Below are 18,471 nucleotides of genomic sequence, written 5' to 3'. Positions count from 1 at the left end.
CGGAGTCACGGAGACGGCTGGAGGGTCCGAGACCGGGCACGACGCCGCTCAGGCCCAGCGCGGCGAGGACGGACAGGCCGAGCAGCGCCGCGGCGAGGTGTCGGGGTCGGGCGCGGGCGGCGTGCCGTGGGTGCTGTCGGTGCTGTCGGTGCCGACGGTGCCCGCTCCGGTCCGGGGGCGCGTCCGCGGCCCGGCCCCACGGCATACGTCCTCGGGGTTCAGGCACGGAAGCCCGGCATGGTCTGCGCCAGCCACGCGAGGGCGGCCGGGACGTAGGGGGTGAACACCGAGTCGCGGTGACCACCGTGGGCCAGGACCGTGCCCGTGACGTCGAGCGGGCTCCGGGCGACGCTGAGAAACTTCGACGTCGTGGGATACGACAGCGGGTCCTCGCGGGAGGTGAGCACCCACATCGCCACGGGCGGCGGCGCCGTGTGCGCCATCGTGACGAGGTCGTAGCCGCGCTGGGTCGCCGTCGTCAGGGGATCGTACGCCGCGCTGAAGTCCGGACGGAAGTAGCCGAGGAGCACGACCGCGGCGCCGAAGACGTCGGGGTGACGCATCGACAGCGACGCCGCACACCACCCGCCGTAGGAGTAGCCGAGCGTGGCCCACGAGGTGCGCGTCAGCGTGACGCGGAAGTGGTGCGCGGCCCACGCGGGGATGTCGCGGGCGAGCCACGTGTCCGTCTGCGGCTGGCCGGGCCCGCCGTTGACGCACTCGGTGTCGAGGCTCGCCGGGGTGTCGATGCGCGGGACGACGACGATCGAGGGCGCGAGCCGGTGCTCGGCGGTGAGGGCGTCCACGGAGCTGAGGAAGTCGAGCTTGAGGAAGCCCTTCGGCCCGCTCGGGAAGCCGTGCAGGCCGAGGATGACGGGGTAGGTGCGGGACGATCTCGGGTCGTAGCCGACCGGCAGGTGGACGTAGACCTGGCCCTCGGCGTTCGACCGCCTGTCGACGACCGTGTACGTCTGCAGCCGCGAGCCGGGCTGGGGGAGGGGCGGCAGGACAGCCGGCGTCGTGACGCCCCGGAGCCCGGGGCCGGACACGGCGGCGGTGACGACCTCCGGGCTCGTCCCTCCGTGGTGCACCTGCACGGACGTCGAGCGCGAGCCGAAGAGGTCACCCCAGCTGGAGTAGAAGAGGTACTGGTCGTTGAGCGCGGCGCCGGCGAGCGCGAGGACGAGGACGTTGAGCAGCACGACCTGGACGCCCCGGAGGACGGCGCGCGTGGCCCGGGAGCCCCAGCGCGGCAGCCCGGCGACGACGAGCGCGAAGACGACGAGCGCGAGCACGGAGAGCAGGACGACGGGGCCCGGATCGGTCAGCTCCATGCCGGGCTCGTCTCACGGTCGCCGCGCCGCGCGGTCATCGGACGCACGAACGGGAAGGTCAGCACCGAGCGGATCGAGCTGTGGGTCAGCAGCATGACGAGCCGGTCGACGCCGATCCCGAGGCCGCCGCTGGGTGGCATCCCCAGCTCGAGCGCGTGGAGGAAGTCCTCGTCGACCTCCATCGCCTCCGGGTCGCCGGCAGCCGCCTTGAGCGACTGCTCGGTGAGCCGGGCCCGCTGGTCGACGGGGTCGGTCAGCTCGCTGTATGCCGTGCCGACCTCCATCCCCGCCACGACGAGGTCCCAGCGCTCGACGAGCCCCGCCTCCGTCCGGTGCGGCCGCGTCAGGGGCGAGGTCTCGACGGGGAAGTCGGTGTAGAAGGTGGGCAGCACCGTCGCCGGCTCGACGAGCTCGGCGTAGAGCTCCTCGATGACGGCCCCGGCCCCCATCTCGGGGCGCACCGTGATGTCGTGGTCCTCGGCGAGCCCCAGCAGCACGTCGATGTCGGTGTCGACCGTGACCCGACGGCCGACCGCGTCCGAGACGGCGTCGAGCACGGTGACGACCGGCCATTCGCCGCTGATGTCGACGAGGTCGACGTCGTGGTCGAGTCCGTCGTGCCCGTGGGGTCTGGCGCCGGGAACGGGCAGCGGGAGGACCTCGCGGCCGTGGACGGAGCGTGCCGCCTCGCGGACGAGCCGCTCGGTGAGGTGGCGCATCGTCGTGTAGTCGGCGTGTGGCTGGTAGACCTCGAGCGAGGTGAACTCCGGGTTGTGCGTGGCGTCCGCCCCCTCGTTGCGGAAGTTGCGACCGAGCTCGAAGACGGGACCGAGCCCGGCGACGAGGAGCCGTTTGAGGTGCAGCTCGGGGGCGATGCGCAGGGACAGGTCGACGCCGTACGCGTTGATGAACGTCCGGAACGGCCGCGCGCTCGCGCCACCGTGGGTCGTGTGCAGCATCGGGGTCTCCACCTCCAGGAAGCCGGCGTCGCCGAGGGTCCTCCGGATCGACCCGACGACGGCCGACCGGTGCCGGAGCAGCTCGACGTCGCGAGGGTGGACGAGCAGGTCGGTCGAGCGCCGGCGCGCTCGGGTGGCCGGGTCGTCGAAGGCGCGGAAGGGGACGGGATGGAGGCACTTGGCCTCCATCCGCCACGTGTCGGCGAGCAGGCTCGGGGTCCCGGTGCGGGACCGGCCCGTCGTGCCGTCGACGCGCACGAGGTCGCCGACGTCGACGAACGACGTGAGCTGGTCGACGCATTCCCGACCCAGACGGGCCGCGTCGAAGAGCACCTGCAGCCGTGCCTCGCCGTCGACGAGGTCCGCGAAGGTGACGCCGCCGTGGTCGCGGAGCTCTCGCACCCGTCCCACGACCGACACGGTGCGCGGGACCCGCCACGCGTCGGGGCCGAGGGCGGCGATGGGGGTCGTCGTGACCGACGCCGCGCCGACGGGGTAGGCGTCGACCCCGGCCTCGCGCATCCGGTCGAGGGCCGCCGCCCGGTGGCGGAACTGGTCGGACCGGCGCGGACCGAGAGCCTCGACGTCGACGGCCGGCACGCTGACCGAGGCCGCCTGCGCGAGGTGCTCGGGGTCGAGCTCGGTGCGGACGGCACGGGCGGCGCGGAGCGACGGGTGGCGCACGAAGCCCTCGGCCGTCCCCACGGCGAGGGCCACCTGCGGCAGGGACACGGCGTCGTCGTAGCAGACGAAGCGTGGCTGCCAGCTCGGCTCGTACTTCTCGTTGGCGCGGTAGAGGCGCTCGAGCTGCCAGACGCGGTCGAAGAAGCCGAGGACCGACGCGCCCACGCGCGTCAGCGAGCGGGAGCCGAGGCGTTCGGCGTCCTCGAAGACCGAGCGGAACATGCAGAAGTTGAGCGAGACCCGGGAGATGCCGAGCTCGCGGGACCGGGCGAGCAGCTCGCTCACCATGAGCTCGGTGACGCCGTTGGGGGCGTCCGGCGAGCGCCGCATGACGTCGAGGGAGACTCCCGTGCGGCCCCACGGCACGAGCGAGAGCACCCCGACGAGCGACCCGTCGAGGGCGTGGGCGGTCACGTGGAGGACGTCGCCGTCGGCGAGGTCACCGCCGCGCCCGAGGGCCATCGAGAAGCCGCGGTCGGTCTCACCGCCGCGCCAGGCCTCGGCACGCTCCGAGATCTCGGCGACCTCGTCGGTCCGCAGGTCACGCTGGCGGCGCAGGCGGACCTCGAGTCCGGCGCGAGCCGCCCTGGCCGCGGCGTGCCGGACCGGTGAGAGGGACGTTCGCCGCAGGTCGAAGCGCGCGGGGTCGAGGATGGCCTCGTCGCCGAGGAGCAGCACGCGCATGCCCCCGACGGCGGCGTACGCGCGGGCGCCACGCTCGCTCGCGCCGACCACGGCGGGCACCCAGCCGAACTCGCGCGCCTCGGCCCGCCAGGCCTCGATGGCGGGCCGCCAGCTGTCCGGGTGGCCGACCGGGTCGGCGCTCGCGAGGGAGACCCCGGCGACGACCCGGTAGGTGACGGCGGCCCGACCGTCGGGGGAGAAGACGGAGGCCTTGTCGCGGCGGGTGGCGAAGTAGCCGAGGGAGTCCTCGGACCCGTGGTGGGCGAGCAGGCCACGCAGGGCCACCTCGCGGTCCGGCGACCAGCGGCTGCGGGGCCGTGCGGAGGCGAGGAAGAGGGTGACGGCCGCGAGGATCGTCAGGCCCGCGCAGACCGCGACGACGTCGACGACCCAGGGCGGGACGAGCGCGAGGGTGCGCCGGCTCACACCGCCGAAGACGGCGAGCACGGTGTCGACGAGGGGGTCGACCTGCGAGCGCGGAGCGCCGACCGTGCCGAGGAGGGTCCAGGCCACCGCCAGGGTCACGACCGAACCGGCGGCGAGGGCGGCGAGCGCGAGCCCCCAGGAGCCGCGCTGGAGCCGTCCGGTGAACTCGTGCCGGATCCGCCAGAGCCACCAGAGCGCGAGGGCGGCCACGAGGGTCGAGAGGATGTCGAGCCCGCGTCCGAGCTCGCCGCGGCTCGCCCACATCTCGGTGCGGGGCAGCCGGGCGGCCGGCACGAGCGCCACGAACCCCACGTAGATGCCGAGGACCTGGAAGACGGCGACGAACCACAGGCCGATCCGCTTGCGGCCCAGGAGCGCCCGGGTGGCGAGAGCGAGAGCGACCACGGACACGAAGGTCGGGGCCACGGGCACGTTGAGGAGGCCGAAGAGCCCCTCGGCGGGGAGCGGGTGGGGTCGGCGCCGTGCCAGCAGGGTCAGCAGGAGCGCGACGAGGGTGGCGAGCGCGTAGAGGCCGGTGAGCAGTCGTGCGGGACGGTGCGAGGCCGGCGCCCGCGAGGTTCGGGTGCCCATGGCGCAGACGATCCACCCAGCCGCTGGGCAGTCGCTGGGCGTTGCCTGCACGTCTCCCCACAGCGCACGTCCAGCGAGCGTCCAGCCGCGAGAGGGCTGGCCCGCCTGGTGGGGTGCGGCTGGCGCTCGCGGTGGCTGGCCGGGAGGTGACGCTCAGCCGGCGTCGACGACGCGGCGGACGAGGTCGTTCCACGTGTCGAGGATGCGCTCGCGCGTCACCCCGGCCTCGAGCTGGGGCAGGACGAAGGCCACGTCGAGCGGCGCGAGCAGGGAGAAGGCGAGGACGGGCAGGTCGCCCGTCACGTCGAGCTCGGCGAGCAGGTGGCGCACGTGGGCGACGAGGAAGGCGACGGCGGGCAGCGAACGGCCGTGGCGGCCCGCGGCCGCGATCATGAGGTCGCTGCCCACGACGGTGCGCTCGAGGCGGGACTCACCGAACGCGAGGAGCCGGTCCAGGGGAGGCGCGCCCGGTCCGAGAGGGGGCGGCCCGGAGATGACGAGGCCCTGCCACCGGGCCTCGCCGTGGTCGAGCAGGGCCGTCATGAGGCCGGCACGGCTGCCGAAGCGACGGAACACCGTGCCCTTGCCGACGCCGGCCTCGGCCGCTACGGCATCCATCGTCACGCCGTCGACGCCGTCACGGTCGACGAGCCGGTGCGCTGCGTCGAGGAGCAGCTCGCGGTTGCGCGCCGCGTCACGCCGCTCGGGGCGCGTGCGCAGGTCGAAGAACGGCTCGGTGGACACGGTCGCGATCCTAGGTCGGACGACGGCCGCCAGAGCAGCGCGAGGACCCGCCGCCGCCCGGGAATAGAAGCGGACCGCGGTCCGTTTCTGCCTCCATGACCACTGCTGCCACCCCCCGCACGCGCGTCGCCGTCCTCGTCGGAAGCCTGCGCAACGAGTCCGTCAACCGCCGCATCGCCGAGTCGCTGCGCGACCAGGCGCCCGAGGGTGTCGAGATCGACATCATCGACGGCCTCGGCGCCCTGCCGTTCTACAACGAGGACATCGACGGCGACGACGTGCCCGCCACGGCCGCCCAGCTGCGCGCGAGCGTCGCCGGCGCCGACCGCGTGCTCGCCGTGACGCCGGAGTACAACGGCACCATGCCGGCCGTGCTCAACAACGCCATCGACTGGCTGTCACGCCCCTACGGCCAGGGCGCCATCACCGGCAAGCCTTTCGCCGTCGTCGGCGCGACCCCGACTCCCTACGGCGGCAAGTGGGCCCACGACGACACCCGCCGTTCGGCGGGGATCGCCGGCGCCGTCGTGCTCGACGACGTCATCGTGTCGCAGACGACGATCGACACCGACGTGCTCGGCGACCCCGAGGTCTTCGGGCGCCTCAAGGACGCGCTCGGCGCCCTCGTCGACCACCGACCCGCTGCCTGACGACCCGACCTTCCGGCCCGCGACGAGCCGACGACCTGCTGGGCCCGGACCGATGTCCGGGCCCAGCGGCATACCCGGGCCGTCGTCGTGTCCCCGGCGGCTGCTCAGTCGGTCGCCGTCGTCGCGGCGATGACCCGGGTGAGCGTGGCGTGCAGCGCCTGGAGGTCCTCGACCCGCATGCCGAGGCGCTCGACGATCTGTGGCGGGACCTGCAGTGCCTCCTCACGCAGCCGCCGCCCACGTGGTGTCAGGGTGATCGCGAGGGCGCGCTCGTCGTCGGGGTGGCGCTCGCGCGACACCAGACCTGCGGCCTCGAGTCGCTTGAGCAGGGGTGAGAGCGTCGCCGGCTCGAGGCTGAGGAGACGCCCGATCTCGCGGACGGTGAGGGGGGACCTCTCCCAGAGGGCGAGCATGACGAGGTACTGCGGGTGGGTGAGCCCGAGGGGCTCGAGCACGGGGCGGTAGAGCCCGATGACGTTGCGGGCCGCCACGGCGAGGGCGAAGCAGACCTGCTGGTCGAGCTTGAGCAGGTCGTCGGGGGACGCGGTGGCCTCGTCCGGACGGGCGACCGCACGAGTGACCGCACGGGGGACCGCACGGGGGATCGAACGGGGCGTGGGTCGGGGGGTGGCGCTGCGGGTCATCGGGCCTCGTCCTCGGGGTGGCGGGATCTGTGTACACTAACAGTTAGTGCACTAATCAATTTGGAGGCAGCATCGTGTCGAGCTCGAAGCCCCGTGACGGACTCTCGATCGCCTACCGCATCGGCTACCGGCTGCGGCTGATCGCCCTGACCGTCTTCGGTCCGGCCCAGCTCGGCGAGGGCAACGACCCCACCGCCCGGCTCGCGCGTGAGCGTGCGGCCAAGGTCGCCGAGGCCCGGGCCGCCCGCGACGCGCACTGACACACGTTGGCCGCCGCAGGCCGCGCCGCAGGTGCGACCCGTGCGGCATCCGTTCGCGCGCAACGGGCCTCACGCGGAGCCGACGGGAGTACCGTCGGGAGTGACGCATCGGACCCCGGAGGTGCCCATGGGTGATCGTGTAGGACTCCTCGTCATGCTGGCCGTCGTCGTGATCCTCGTCATCGGCCTGCTCGTCGTCGGACCCCGTCGAGCCGGACGCGACCCCAGCGAGTCCCTCAACAAGCATCGCGACGACACCGAGCAGGCGCGTCGCGACCATCCCGAGGGCGCCGAGCGCTCCCACCTCGTCGGCAACCCGCCGGTCGACACGATCACCCCTGACGGCTGGGGCGTGGCCCGTCCGGGTGAGGGCGCCGAGCCCGAGGAGCTGCCCGAGGACGTGCACCCCGAGCTCCACGAGGACCGCAGCCGCCGCCGGCGCCACCAGGCCTGAGACCGTCGGGTCGAGGTCCCCGGTCGCGGGCAGACTGGGGCCATGGCGGAGACCAACTGGGCCGGCAGCCACACCTACCGGTCCCCGATCGAGCGGGTGCGCTCGGTGGAGCACCTGCAGGAGATCGTCGCGGCGGCGCCGCGCGTCCGCGCCCTCGGGTCGCGGCACAGCTTCACCGACCTCACCGACATCACGGATGCCGACGACGCCGTGCTCGTCTCGCTCGTCGACCTGCCGACCGCCGTCGTCGTCGACCCGACGAGCCGCACCGCCCGCGTGACGGGCCATGCGGCATACGGCCAGGTGGCGACCCAGCTGCAGGCGGCGGGGTGGGCGCTCGGCAACCTCGCCTCGCTCCCGCACATCTCCGTCGCGGGTGCCGTGGCCACCGGCACCCACGGGTCGGGGGTCGAGAACGGCTCTCTCGCAACGGCCGTCGCCTCCCTCGACCTCGTCGGCCCGGACGGCGAGCTGCGCACGGTGAGCCGCGGGGACGCCGACTTCGAGGGCATCGTCGTCGCCCTCGGCGCCCTCGGGGTCGTCACGTCCGTGACCCTCGACGTGGAGCCGACCTACGACGTGCGCCAGGACGTCTTCACCCGGCTGTCGTGGGACGCGCTCGCGTCCGGGCTCGAGGCCGTCACGAGCAGTGCCTACAGCGTCAGCCTCTTCACCCGGTGGGGCGACGCGGGCATCGACCAGGTCTGGCTCAAGAGCCGCGGTGACCGGGCCCCGGCCGCGCCCTCCGGTGCCGTGGCGGCCACCTCGACGATGCACATGCTCGACGGCGCCGACGTCGACGCGGTGACGGCCCAGGGCGGCGTGCCCGGACCGTGGCTCGACCGGCTGCCGCACTTCCGGATGGGGTTCACGCCGAGTCGCGGCGCGGAGCTCCAGAGCGAGTACCTCCTGCCCCGCGAGCTCGCCCCGACCGCCGTCGAGCGACTGCGCGGGCTCCGCGACCGGATGGCGCCCGTGCTCCAGGTCGGCGAGCTGCGCACCGTCGCCGCCGACGGCCACTGGCTCAGCGGCTCCCACGGCCACGACGTCCTGGCCGTGCACTTCACGTGGGTCCGCGACGTGGAGCGGGTGTATGCCGTCCTGCCGGCGATCGAGGCAGCGCTCCTGCCGCTCGGGGCGCGGCCGCACTGGGGCAAGTGCTTCGCCGCGGGCGTCGAGGAGCTCGAGCCGCTCTACCCGCGGATGGCCGACTTCCGGGCGCTGCGGCGCCGGGTCGACCCCGACGGCGTCTTCGGCAACGCCTTCCTCGACCGCGTCATCGGCTGAGCCGGAGCGGGGGGCGGGTGCGGGCCGGCGGGACGGCTCAGCGGCGCTTGCGGCGCCCGGGGCTCGAGGTCGAGGAGGCGTCGATCCGTTCGGTGACCTCCCGCAGCGAGGCGGCGACGGTTTCCAGGGTGGCGGCCACCTCGGACAGGTCGCCGGCGTCGAACACGTCGAAGGCCTGGGGCATCCAGTCGCGGACCTCGCGCAGCCTGCGCACCCCGGACTCCGGCAGCTCCACGGTGCTGCGACGTCGGTCGTTCGGGTCGGGCACGCGGCGCACCATCTCGCGCTGCTCGAGACGGTCGAGCAACGTCGTCGTCGAGCTCGTCGTCAGGCCCAGGGCGGCCGAGAGCTCGGTCTGGCCCATGGGGCCGCGGGCGAGGAGGTAGCTGATGGCCCGGCTCTCGTTGACGGTGAGGTCGAGGTGCGCGGCCACGGCGATGCGGTAGCGCTCGCCGGCGAGGATCAGCTCTCGGAGGGCGACCGTCGCGTCGTCGCGTGCCTGGGCGCGGGGGCTCATGCGCCCAATGTACTGACGTCACCTCGTTCGTTGATCTGGTCGCTTGATTGTCGAATGAACTATCCGTACCGTGGCACGTGTCGGGAGCCCGGCGACGACCGCCCAGGCGGACCGGGGACCGGGATCCACCGGACTCGGGGTTGAGCAGCCAGCCCCGAGTCCGAGACCTCCACTGATGCTGCGATCGGGCGAGGGGACTGGCATGGACGGCGACGACACAGCGGTCGAGAGGCTGTTGACCCCGGCGGAGGTCGCGACGATCTTCCGCGTCGACCCCAAGACGGTCAGCAGGTGGGCGCGGACCGGCCGGCTCCACGCGCTCCGGACGCTCGGCGGTCACCGCCGCTACCCCGAGAGCGAGATCTGGGCCCTGCTCGACCGGCTGCAGGACTAGGCGGTCGGGGCCGACTGCAGGTGCCCGTCCCGGAGGGCCCCGGCGAACGACGTGATCTCCCCGAGCGCGCCGACGAGGCACGCCTGGTAGGCGTGGTAGACGTCCGGGCGTCCCTGCCAGACGACGCTCGACGGGGCGAGCTCGGGTGAGAGCTCGTGGCGCCACGACCCCTGCTCGGGGTCGACGAACCACTCGTGGGCGTGCTCCCACCACCGGTCGTACCACGCGGCATACGTCGGGTCGCCGGTCGCGAGGTGGAGCGTGCGTGCGGCGCCGATGGCCTCGGTGACGACCCAGTGCAGCCGGTCACGCACGACGGGCCTGCCCTCGAAGTCGGTGGTGTAGACGAAGCCCTCGTGGCCGTCGACGTCCCAGCCCTCGTGCACCGCGACGTCGAAGAGCGAGCGCGCCTCGTCGAGCAGCCAGGCGGGAGCCTCGGCTCCGAGCGCGTGCCGCAGGTGCAGCGAGAGCCTGGACCACTCGAGCAGATGCCCGGGGGTGACGCCGAACGGGCGGAACTTGTCGGTCGGGTGCTCGCGGTTGTAGTCGGGGCGCGGCTCCCAGCTCGAGTCGAAGTGCTCGGGAAGGCGGTAGTTCCACGACCGGGCGAAGCCGTGCACGACGCGCTCGGTGATCCGGAGCGCGTGGCCGAGCCAGCGCGGGTCGCGCGTCACGTCCCAGGCGGCGAGCAGCGCCTCGAGGGAGTGCATGTTGGCGTTGACGCCGCGGTATTCCTCGAGGTCGGTCCACGTGCGGTCCCACACGTCGAGGGCGAGGCCGTCGGACTCCCGCCAGAAGCGCTGCTCGTAGGTCTGCAGCGCCCGGTCGAGCAGGTCGTCCGCCCCCGGGCGCCGGGCGGCCGAGGCGGACGTGGCGGCGAGCACGACGAACGCGTGCTCGTAGGCCCGCTTGTCGGACACGTCCGGCGTGCCGTCGCCGTGGACCGACGCGAACCAGCCGCCGTGCTCGGGGTCGTGGAGCAGGCCGCCGGGGGCGAAGGTCGCGACGCCGTGGTCGACGACCGCCTCGAACGAGGTGTCGCCCTCGAGCACCGCCAGGGCGGCGACGTGGGTCATCCGCGCCGTGATCCACAGCTCGACGCCGTAGGCCGGGTCGAGCCTCCCGTCGTCGTCGAGCCACCCGAAGCCGCCGCCGGGTCGCTGCGCGGCGCGGGCGAGCGCCCGCAACGACCGCCGCTGCTCCGCGAGCCGGTCGAGGTGGTCCGGGGGCAGCGGGGTGTCGGGCATGGCTCCCAGTCTGCCGAGGTCGCGCCCCGGCCGCTGGCGGTCCGCGTAACGAACTGGGCTCAGAAGTCGCCCGCGCCGCGTCGAAGGCGGGTCAGCACGTCGACGAGCGAGCGCACGTCGGTGGCGCCGAGGTCGGGCTGCTCGAAGACCTCGGTGTTGAGGGCCTTGGTGGCACGCTCCGCGAGCTCGCGACCGCTCGGGGTGAGGGCGACGAGCATGGCGCGGCGGTCCTCGGGGTGCGTCGACCGGGTCACGAGCCCGGCGTCCTCGAGACGGTCGACCGCGTTGGTGACGCTCGTGGGGTGCACCTGCAGGCGGCTGCCGATGACCTTCATCGGGAGGGACCCGCGCCGGCTGAACCACAGCAGCATGAGCACCTCGTAGCGCGCGAAGGTCACGCCGAGCGGCCGCAGGGTCGCCTCGACGCGGGCGAGGACGATCTGGTGGGCGCGCATGAGGGAGGTGATCGCGGCCATCCCGTCGGCGGCCGGGCCCCAGCCCTGCTCGACCCACTGCTCCCGCGCCCGGGCGATCGGGTCGAAGCCGAGGCCGGACCCGGCGGCGACCCCGGCGGCCACGCCGGTCGTGACCCCGACGCTCGCGCCGCCCGCGGCGTTGGTCTGCGCACTCATGGCGCCATCGTAGGACGCCGACGCGTTGACGTCCATTAGTAGGAAGTCCTACTATTTTTCCATGTCCGACGCAGCGAAGCGCGATCACCACCAGCCGTCCCACCACGTCCGCCTCGTCACGGCGAGCAGTCTCTTCGACGGGCACGACGCGTCGATCAACATCATGCGGCGCATCATGCAGACGCAGGGGGCCGAGGTGATCCACCTCGGGCACAACCGCTCCGTCCAGGAGGTCGTCGACGCGGCGATCGAGGAGGACGTCCAGGGCGTCGCGGTCAGCTCCTACCAGGGCGGCCACGTCGAGTACTTCGAGTACCTCGTGCAGCTGCTCAAGGAGAACGGCGCCGGCCACATCCGCGTCGTCGGCGGGGGCGGCGGCGTCATCGTCCCCGACGAGATCGCGCGGCTGCGCGAGTCCGGCGTCACGATCTTCAGCCCCGAGGACGGCCAGCGCCTCGGCCTCGCCGGCATGATCAACACCGTCGTCGCCGACTGCGACTTCGACCCGTGGGAGCTGGGCGCACCCTCGCTCGAGGCCGTGCTCGCCGGCGAGCGGGCCTCCGTCGCACGCGCCATCACCGGCGCGCAGGAGGGCGACATCGACGACGCCATGCTGTCGGGCATCCGCGAGGCCGCCGGCCGACGCCGCGTGCCGGTCCTCGGCATCACCGGCACCGGCGGCTCGGGCAAGTCGAGCCTCACCGACGAGCTGGTCCGCCGCCTGCGCCTCGACCAGCAGGACAAGCTGCGTGTCGCCGTCCTCGCCGTCGACCCGACTCGCAGCCGTGGCGGCGGCGCGCTGCTCGGCGACCGCATCCGGATGAGCTCCCTCGACGGCGACCGCGTCTTCTTCCGCAGCCTGGCCACGCGCGGCGGCTCCCAGGTGCCGACCCACCTCGACGACGTCCTCGACGTCGTGCGGGCCGCAGGCTTCGACCTCGTCATCCTCGAGACGCCGGGCATCGGCCAGGGCGACGCCGCCGTCATCGACTACGCCGACGTCTCCCTCTACGTCATGACGCCGGAGTTCGGCGCGAGCAGCCAGCTCGAGAAGATCGACATGCTCGACCGTGCCGACGTCGTCGCCATCAACAAGTTCGAGCGCCGTGGCGCCGAGGACGCCCTGCGCGACGTCGGCCGCCAGATGGTGCGCAACCGCGAGGCCTTCGGCAAGAGCCCCGCCGACATGCCCGTCTACGGCACGTCGGCCGCCACCTTCAACGACGACGGCGTCACCGCGCTCTACCAGGAGCTGCGAGACCTGCTCGCCGACCACGGGATGCCGGTCGACGAGGGTGCGCTGCCGCGGGTCGCCACGAAGCAGTCCACTCGCATCGCGACGATCGTGCCCGCGTCCCGCGTGCGCTACCTCGCCGAGATCAGCGACACCGTCCGCGGCTACCACGAGGCCACCGAGCGGTATGCCGCCGCGGCCAGCCGGGTGCAGCGGCTCGAGTCCGTGCGCGCCGAGCTCGCGGCCGCCGCGGCGGCGGACGACCTCGACAGTGCCGAGAGCGCGGTCGGCGCCGTCGAGGCGCTGCTCGACCACGCCCGCACCGACGTGCCGGCCGACGTGGCCGGCGCCCTCGCCGCCTGGCCCTCCGTCGTCGAGTCCTACTCCGGCGACGAGCAGGTCGTCACCATCCGGGGCAAGGAGATCCGCAACACCCTGACCCGGGAGTCGCTCTCGGGCAACAAGATCCCCCGCGTCTCGCTGCCGCGCTACCGCGACCACGGCGAGCTCGTCAGCTTCCTGCGCCGCGAGAACCTCCCCGGCTACTACCCCTTCACCGCGGGTGTCTTCCCGTTCAAGCGCGAGGGTGAGGACCCCGCCCGCATGTTCGCCGGGGAGGGCGACCCGTTCCGCACCAACCGCCGCTTCAAGCTCGTCTCCGAGGGGCAGCCGGCGACCCGCCTGTCGACGGCCTTCGACTCCGTGACCCTCTACGGTCGCGACCCCGACCCGCGCCCCGACGTCTACGGCAAGGTCGGCACGTCCGGCGTCTCCGTCGCCACGCTCGACGACATGAAGGCGCTCTACGACGGCTTCGACCTCGTGTCCCCGACGACGAGCGTCTCCATGACGATCAACGGCCCCGCACCGACGATCCTCGCCTTCTTCCTCAACACCGCGATCGACCAGCAGGTCGACGCCTTCCGGGCGCGGGAGGGCAGGGAGCCGGGCGACGCCGAGCGCGAGGAGCTCACGGCATACGCCCTCGCCAACGTCCGCGGGACGGTGCAGGCGGACATCCTCAAGGAGGACCAGGGCCAGAACACCTGCATCTTCAGCACCGAGTTCAGCCTCAAGATGATGGCCGACATCCAGGAGTGGTTCATCGAGCGGAAGGTCCGCAACTTCTACTCCGTGTCGATCTCCGGCTACCACATCGCCGAGGCGGGCGCGAACCCCATCAGCCAGCTCGCCTTCACCCTCGCCAACGGCTTCACCTACGTCGAGAGCTACCTCGCGCGCGGCATGGCGGTCGACGACTTCGCGCCCAACCTCAGCTTCTTCTTCAGCAACGGCATGGACCCCGAGTACTCCGTGCTCGGACGCGTCGCCCGGCGCATCTGGGCCGTCGCGATGAAGGAGAAGTACGGCGCGGGGGAGCGGTCCCAGAAGCTGAAGTACCACGTGCAGACGTCGGGTCGGTCCCTGCACGCGCAGGAGATGGACTTCAACGACATCCGCACGACGCTGCAGGCGCTCATCGCGATCTACGACAACGCGAACTCCTTGCACACCAACGCTTTCGACGAGGCCGTGACGACCCCGTCGGAGGAGTCGGTGCGTCGCGCCCTCGCCATCCAGCTCATCATCAACCGTGAGTGGGGGCTCGCGATGAACGAGAACCCGCTCCAGGGCTCCTTCGTCATCGACGAGCTGACCGACCTCGTCGAGGCGGCCGTCCTCAAGGAGTTCGACCGCATCACCGAGCGCGGTGGCGTGCTCGGCGCCATGGAGACCGGCTACCAGCGTGGCCGCATCCAGGACGAGTCGATGCTCTACGAGCACCGCAAGCACGACGGCAGCCTGCCGATCATCGGCGTCAACACCTTCCGCAACCCGCACGAGGGGGAGGTGCCCCGCACGGTCGTGCTGGCGCGCGGCACCGAGGAGGAGAAGCAGAGCCAGCTCGCGCGGGTCCGGGCGTTCCGCACGGAGCACGAGGTCGAGGCGACGGCCGCGCTCGAGGAGCTCAAGGCGGTCGCCATCGAGGGTGGCAACGTCTTCGACGTCCTCATGCGCGCGGCGCGGGTGTGCTCGCTCCAGCAGGTGACCGAGGCCTTCTTCGAGGTCGGCGGCCAGTACCGCCGCAACGTCTGACCCCACCCCTCCACCCGTCGAGAGGCCATGAACCGTGTCGCCGGTGACGCTCGCAGACGACCTGGCGTATGCCGTGTCGTTGCCGACACCGCCACGCCGGGTCGTGTCGTTGGTGCCGTCCATCACGGAGGCGCTGGCGACGACGTGTCCGGAGCGACTGGTCGGCGCGACCGACTGGTGCACGCACCCGGAAGGGCTTGCGGTGCAACGGGTTCGGGGCACCAAGAACCCTGACCTCAAGGCCGTCGCTGCCCTGGCGCCGGACCTCGTCGTGGCCAACAAGGAGGAGAACCGCGAGCTCGACGTCCGTCGGCTGCGCGACGCCGGCGTGCCCGTCTGGGTCACCGACATCGAGACGGTGCCGGCCGCTCTGGACTCCCTCGGACGCCTCTTCGCCGAGGTGCTCGACGTCGGCACGCCCGACTGGCTCGTCGCGGCCCGTGACGAGTGGGGTGGTCCGGTGCCCCCGCCCGTCGTCGACGTGGCCGTGGCGATCTGGCGCGACCCGTGGATGGCCGTAGGTCGCGACACGTTCACCGGCGACCTCGTGGCCAGGCTCGGCTGGCGCAACGTCCTCGCCGACGCGTCGGAGCGATACCCGCACGTCGACGTGGCAGACCTCGACCGGGAGGATCTCGTCGTGCTGCTCCCTGACGAGCCCTACGTCTTCACCGCCGACGACGGACCCGAGGCGTTCACCCACGCCCGCACGGCTCTCGTCAGCGGTCGCCTGCTCACGTGGTACGGCCCGAGCCTCGTCGGCGCCCGGGCGTCCCTCACCGCAGCGTTCGAGCGCTGACCCCGGGAGCGACAACGCGCTCAACGCGCCGAGCAAAGCACGCACCGGCCGCCCGGCGCGAACGCACGCTGGCCACAAACTGGGTCCGTCCAAGAGGCGGGCCGGGGACCGGGGCTGTGTCGCTCCGTCAGTCGTCGGCGACGACGAGCAGCCCGGCGAGCATGAGCCGCCGCGCGAGCTCGAGACGGACCATGTCGGCACGCAGCACCCCGCCCGCCACGAGCGCGACGAAGGTCCCGACGTCGTGCGGCTCGACCGCGAAGTCGGCGAGCCGGCTGCGCAGGGTCGCCGGACCGAGACCCGTGGGAACGAGACGGGCGGCCACGTGCGGCCGGAGGTGGAGCAGCGTGTCGCCGCGCAGCGACTCGGCGGCAGCCACCTGAGCCAGGGGGCTGATCGGTGCGGGGCGCTGGGCGCCGCGCGCCCGCGCCTCGAGCGCGTCGACGACGGTGGCCGTGTCGATCTCGCCGAGAGCGCGCACGAGTGCGGCCCGCACGAGCTCGACGTCCGGGGCGATGGCCTCGTGGTCGAAGCCCGTCGGTGCGACGTCGAGCGAGGCGCGCACGCTCTCGTCGCGGCTGGCCTCGGCCAGCGCGATCGACACGAGCTCGTCGGCCACGTGGCGTCGTGTCCAGACGTGGACGCCCAGGGTGAGGTGCGTGCTGACCCCACCGAGCGCGGTCGCGGAGTGCAGCCAGCCGCGCGGCAGGTAGAGCACGTCCCCGGGGCGGAGCGTGAACTCGTGGTCGGGTGCCCGCCGTCCCGCCTCCTCGACCTCGGCCCGGTGGTCGGTCCACGGCTCGTCGCGCAGCGGTGACTCGTGCACGGGCGGCCGGACGCGCCAGCGCTTCTCGCCGCCCATCTGGAGCACGAAGACGTCGTGGACGTCGTAGTGGTCGCTGAAGCCGGTGTTCTGGCTGGGGGTGACGTACGCGTTGGCCTGGACCGGGTGACCCAGCTCCTCCGCGAGCTGCTGCGTGAAGTCGATGAGCGGACCCCACGTGCGGTGCAGTCCCTGCAGCACGATGGTGGCGCCGTCGGCGAAGAGCCCGAGCAGCTTGTCGTCGCTCACCTGGTCGGCGACGGAAGCCCCGACACCCCCGCTTTGGGTGAACTCCCGATCGCCGAGGGTGCGGCCGCTCCTGGCGACCCGCAGGAAGGGGGCGCGCAGCCCGCGCCGGGAGACGAGCTCGTCGACGGAGCCGTCGGCGAAGAGGTCGGACAGACCGCCCGGAAGGTCGGCGGCCCGGGTGACGACAGGCGTGTGCGCCCAGTGGTCCCGGGCGAACTCGTCGGCAGCGAAGGGGACGAGACGTGCCAGCGCCGAGCGCCCACGCTCGTGCGTGGGCGCCCGGCTCGTCGTGCCGGCGGTCATCAGATCGAGCTGGTCGGGTCCGCTCCGGCCCCACCGTCGGCGCCGCCGTCGTGGCTGCTCGTGTCGGCTCCGCCGTCAGCGGGACCTTCGGTGTCGGCGCCGCCGTCGGCGCCGCCGTCGTGGCTGCTCGTGTCGGCTCCGCCGTCAGCGGGACCTTCGGTGTCGGCGCCGCCGTCGGCGCCGCCGTCGTGGCTGCTCGTGTCGGCTCCGCCGTCAGCGGGACCTTCGGTCGTCGGGTCGTCGCTCACGGGGTCCAGCGGGTTGTCGCTCATGGCTTCTCCTCCACGGGGTGTGGCGCGGCGCCGGACGACGCCGTCGTCCCTGCACCTACCCGCTCCGAGCGCCTCTGGCACACGCCCTGGAGGCGTGTTCTCATCGGTGTCATGGCGATCTCGAAGGGTGACACCGTCCACTGGAACACGTCGCAGGGCCGCACCACCGGCACGGCGGTCGAGAAACGCGTCTCGGGGTTCACCTTCGAGGGCCAGACGTTCAACGCCTCGGAGGACGAGCCGTACTGGATCGTCGAGTCCGGCAAGACGGGTGCGAGGGCCGCGCACAAGGAGTCGTCGCTCGACGCTGGATGACCCCCGCGACGGCTCAGGTCAGGTGGTCGAAGTCGCCGCGCGTCCAGGCCGCATGGCGGTCGGCGGACCGCCGCAGCACGGCCTTGGCACCAGAGGGCACGACGGCGCCGAAGTTGTTGTAGAGGCGGTCGAAGTGCAGCGCCTCGAGCTGGCCCGCGACACGCTGGACCACGTTGCCCGACAGGGGGATCCGGTTCGGGTAGCTGCGCATGAAGCTGACCGAACGGCGATCGGGGTTGGGGAAGACGGCATCGCCGGCCAGGAGCACGCCACGCCCCTCGGCGCCCGCCGTCCACTCGACGACGGCCTGGCCGCGGAAGTGTCCGCCCACGCGGTGCAGCGTCAGTCCCGGTGCGACCTGGCGCTGCTCGTCGTAGAGCTCGACCAGCGGGTCCCGCCGCCGCACCCACTCGGCGTCGGGCGCGGCCACGAGCACCGGCACGTCGCCGAGGGCGCGGGCCCACTCCGTCTGCACGCCGTACATGTGCGGGTGGCTCGCCGCCACGGCCAGCGTCGGCCCGAGAGAGCGCACCAGCTCCACGGCGGCGTCGTCGATGTAGCCGACGCAGTCGAAGAGGAGCACGCCCTCGGGCACGCGGACGACCATCGTCTGCTGACCGATGCCGACCTCGGGCTCGGCGCGCAGGCCCCACAGGTCGGTCTCGACCGCGTCGACGGTGATCCGCGTGCCCGCCGCCCGCAGTTGCCCCAGGGTCGTCCACCGTTGGCCGTCGGCCGGCACCCACTGTCGCTCGTCCTCGCAGACGGCACACGGGCCCGGGGGCTCCGACAGGTCATCGGTCTCGACGGCGCACGTCGCACAGATCCAGATCACGGGCCAAGCCTGCCCCTCCGTCGCGGGCCGCACCAGC

General features: G+C 73.0%; 18 protein-coding genes. 8 read left to right on the top strand and 10 right to left on the bottom strand.

What is annotated here, in order from left to right; all coding sequences use genetic code 11:
• Window positions 1–218: 218 nt before the first annotated feature.
• From ACSSS0_RS05905 to ACSSS0_RS05895, 3 genes are all read right to left on the bottom strand, one after another.
• Window positions 219–1,334, bottom strand: coding sequence for an alpha/beta hydrolase (locus ACSSS0_RS05905; RefSeq protein WP_487230381.1), 1,116 nt, complete (start codon window positions 1,332–1,334; stop codon window positions 219–221).
• Window positions 1,325–4,678, bottom strand: a complete 3,354-nt coding sequence (lysX, locus tag ACSSS0_RS05900; RefSeq protein ID WP_487230380.1) for a bifunctional lysylphosphatidylglycerol synthetase/lysine--tRNA ligase LysX — start codon at window positions 4,676–4,678, stop codon at window positions 1,325–1,327. The genes ACSSS0_RS05905 and lysX overlap by 10 nt, the downstream gene beginning before the upstream one ends.
• Window positions 4,679–4,831: 153 nt before the next feature.
• Complete coding sequence (locus ACSSS0_RS05895) at window positions 4,832–5,422, bottom strand: TetR/AcrR family transcriptional regulator (RefSeq protein ID WP_487230379.1); 591 nt, start codon at window positions 5,420–5,422, stop codon at window positions 4,832–4,834.
• Window positions 5,423–5,517: 95 nt separating this feature from the next.
• Here ACSSS0_RS05895 and ACSSS0_RS05890 point away from each other — a divergent pair, with 95 nt between their 5' ends.
• Window positions 5,518–6,072 carry an NADPH-dependent FMN reductase gene (locus tag ACSSS0_RS05890; RefSeq protein ID WP_435984892.1) on the top strand — a complete coding sequence of 185 codons (555 nt, stop codon included), beginning with the start codon at window positions 5,518–5,520 and terminating at the stop codon, window positions 6,070–6,072.
• 104 nt (window positions 6,073–6,176) lie between these two features.
• On the opposite strand, the gene ACSSS0_RS05885 is transcribed toward ACSSS0_RS05890, so the two are convergent.
• A complete protein-coding gene (locus ACSSS0_RS05885) occupies window positions 6,177–6,716 on the bottom strand; it encodes a MarR family winged helix-turn-helix transcriptional regulator (protein WP_487230378.1) in 540 nt (179 codons plus the stop codon).
• Window positions 6,717–6,790: 74 nt separating this feature from the next.
• Between ACSSS0_RS05885 and ACSSS0_RS05880 the strand changes: the two genes are divergently transcribed.
• From ACSSS0_RS05880 to ACSSS0_RS05870, 3 genes are all read left to right on the top strand, one after another.
• Entirely contained in the window at window positions 6,791–6,976 is a 186-nt protein-coding gene (locus ACSSS0_RS05880) for a hypothetical protein (protein WP_487230377.1), read from the top strand.
• A gap of 127 nt (window positions 6,977–7,103) precedes the next feature.
• A complete protein-coding gene (locus tag ACSSS0_RS05875; RefSeq protein ID WP_487230376.1) occupies window positions 7,104–7,430 on the top strand; it encodes a hypothetical protein in 327 nt (108 codons plus the stop codon).
• Between the two features lie 42 nt (window positions 7,431–7,472).
• Window positions 7,473–8,717: a D-arabinono-1,4-lactone oxidase gene (locus ACSSS0_RS05870; RefSeq protein WP_487230375.1), complete on the top strand. Its 1,245-nt coding sequence runs from the start codon at window positions 7,473–7,475 to the stop codon at window positions 8,715–8,717.
• Window positions 8,718–8,754: 37 nt separating this feature from the next.
• Here the strand turns inward: ACSSS0_RS05870 and ACSSS0_RS05865 are convergent, their stop codons facing one another.
• A complete protein-coding gene (locus ACSSS0_RS05865) occupies window positions 8,755–9,234 on the bottom strand; it encodes a MarR family winged helix-turn-helix transcriptional regulator (RefSeq protein WP_487230374.1) in 480 nt (159 codons plus the stop codon).
• 202 nt (window positions 9,235–9,436) lie between these two features.
• Between ACSSS0_RS05865 and ACSSS0_RS05860 the strand changes: the two genes are divergently transcribed.
• Window positions 9,437–9,628, top strand: a complete 192-nt coding sequence (locus ACSSS0_RS05860) for a BldC family transcriptional regulator (protein ID WP_487230373.1) — start codon at window positions 9,437–9,439, stop codon at window positions 9,626–9,628.
• Here the strand turns inward: ACSSS0_RS05860 and ACSSS0_RS05855 are convergent.
• On the bottom strand, window positions 9,625–10,875 hold the full coding sequence (locus ACSSS0_RS05855; protein WP_487230372.1) for an AGE family epimerase/isomerase: 1,251 nt from the start codon (window positions 10,873–10,875) through the stop codon (window positions 9,625–9,627). The two genes, ACSSS0_RS05860 and ACSSS0_RS05855, sit on opposite strands and share 4 nt — an antisense overlap.
• 59 nt (window positions 10,876–10,934) lie before the next feature.
• Window positions 10,935–11,507, bottom strand: coding sequence for a MarR family winged helix-turn-helix transcriptional regulator (locus ACSSS0_RS05850; RefSeq protein WP_487230371.1), 573 nt, complete (start codon window positions 11,505–11,507; stop codon window positions 10,935–10,937).
• Between the two features lie 61 nt (window positions 11,508–11,568).
• On the opposite strand from ACSSS0_RS05850, the gene icmF reads away from it, so the two are divergent.
• On the top strand, window positions 11,569–14,838 hold the full coding sequence (gene icmF / locus ACSSS0_RS05845; protein ID WP_487230370.1) for a fused isobutyryl-CoA mutase/GTPase IcmF: 3,270 nt from the start codon (window positions 11,569–11,571) through the stop codon (window positions 14,836–14,838).
• 43 nt (window positions 14,839–14,881) lie between these two features.
• Complete coding sequence (locus ACSSS0_RS05840) at window positions 14,882–15,637, top strand: helical backbone metal receptor (RefSeq protein ID WP_487230369.1); 756 nt, start codon at window positions 14,882–14,884, stop codon at window positions 15,635–15,637.
• Between the two features lie 127 nt (window positions 15,638–15,764).
• On the opposite strand, the gene ACSSS0_RS05835 is transcribed toward ACSSS0_RS05840, so the two are convergent.
• Window positions 15,765–17,012, bottom strand: coding sequence for a cupin domain-containing protein (locus ACSSS0_RS05835; RefSeq protein ID WP_487230368.1), 1,248 nt, complete (start codon window positions 17,010–17,012; stop codon window positions 15,765–15,767).
• Complete coding sequence (locus tag ACSSS0_RS05830; RefSeq protein ID WP_020143298.1) at window positions 17,012–17,284, bottom strand: hypothetical protein; 273 nt, start codon at window positions 17,282–17,284, stop codon at window positions 17,012–17,014. Before ACSSS0_RS05830 ends, ACSSS0_RS05835 begins: the two co-directional genes overlap by 1 nt.
• A 111-nt stretch (window positions 17,285–17,395) precedes the next feature.
• Here ACSSS0_RS05830 and ACSSS0_RS05825 point away from each other — a divergent pair, with 111 nt between their 5' ends.
• Window positions 17,396–17,599 carry a hypervirulence associated TUDOR domain-containing protein gene (locus ACSSS0_RS05825; RefSeq protein WP_435984904.1) on the top strand — a complete coding sequence of 68 codons (204 nt, stop codon included), beginning with the start codon at window positions 17,396–17,398 and terminating at the stop codon, window positions 17,597–17,599.
• 13 nt (window positions 17,600–17,612) lie between these two features.
• Here ACSSS0_RS05825 and ACSSS0_RS05820 read toward each other — a convergent pair whose 3' ends face one another.
• A complete protein-coding gene (locus ACSSS0_RS05820; protein ID WP_487230367.1) occupies window positions 17,613–18,434 on the bottom strand; it encodes an MBL fold metallo-hydrolase in 822 nt (273 codons plus the stop codon).
• Window positions 18,435–18,471: the final 37 nt, after the last annotated feature.

The sequence above is a fragment of the Terrabacter sp. R4-6 genome (assembly GCF_057529065.1).
Note: the sequence above shows the minus strand (reverse complement) of the source record. Positions and strands in the feature narration are given on the sequence as shown.

What these genes read in the sequence shown, in the direction of transcription:
- ACSSS0_RS05905 (WP_487230381.1), bottom strand. Translation starts at nt 1,334, where the DNA reads ATGGAGCTGACCGATCCGGGCCCCGTCGTCCTGCTCTCCGTGCTCGCG.
- lysX (WP_487230380.1), bottom strand. Translation starts at nt 4,678, where the DNA reads ATGGGCACCCGAACCTCGCGGGCGCCGGCCTCGCACCGTCCCGCACGA.
- ACSSS0_RS05890 (WP_435984892.1), top strand. Translation starts at nt 5,518, where the DNA reads ATGACCACTGCTGCCACCCCCCGCACGCGCGTCGCCGTCCTCGTCGGA.
- ACSSS0_RS05885 (WP_487230378.1), bottom strand. Translation starts at nt 6,716, where the DNA reads ATGACCCGCAGCGCCACCCCCCGACCCACGCCCCGTTCGATCCCCCGT.
- ACSSS0_RS05875 (WP_487230376.1), top strand. Translation starts at nt 7,104, where the DNA reads ATGGGTGATCGTGTAGGACTCCTCGTCATGCTGGCCGTCGTCGTGATC.
- ACSSS0_RS05870 (WP_487230375.1), top strand. Translation starts at nt 7,473, where the DNA reads ATGGCGGAGACCAACTGGGCCGGCAGCCACACCTACCGGTCCCCGATC.
- ACSSS0_RS05865 (WP_487230374.1), bottom strand. Translation starts at nt 9,234, where the DNA reads ATGAGCCCCCGCGCCCAGGCACGCGACGACGCGACGGTCGCCCTCCGA.
- ACSSS0_RS05860 (WP_487230373.1), top strand. Translation starts at nt 9,437, where the DNA reads ATGGACGGCGACGACACAGCGGTCGAGAGGCTGTTGACCCCGGCGGAG.
- ACSSS0_RS05855 (WP_487230372.1), bottom strand. Translation starts at nt 10,875, where the DNA reads ATGCCCGACACCCCGCTGCCCCCGGACCACCTCGACCGGCTCGCGGAG.
- ACSSS0_RS05850 (WP_487230371.1), bottom strand. Translation starts at nt 11,507, where the DNA reads ATGAGTGCGCAGACCAACGCCGCGGGCGGCGCGAGCGTCGGGGTCACG.
- icmF (WP_487230370.1), top strand. Translation starts at nt 11,569, where the DNA reads ATGTCCGACGCAGCGAAGCGCGATCACCACCAGCCGTCCCACCACGTC.
- ACSSS0_RS05835 (WP_487230368.1), bottom strand. Translation starts at nt 17,012, where the DNA reads ATGACCGCCGGCACGACGAGCCGGGCGCCCACGCACGAGCGTGGGCGC.
- ACSSS0_RS05830 (WP_020143298.1), bottom strand. Translation starts at nt 17,284, where the DNA reads ATGAGCGACAACCCGCTGGACCCCGTGAGCGACGACCCGACGACCGAA.
- ACSSS0_RS05825 (WP_435984904.1), top strand. Translation starts at nt 17,396, where the DNA reads ATGGCGATCTCGAAGGGTGACACCGTCCACTGGAACACGTCGCAGGGC.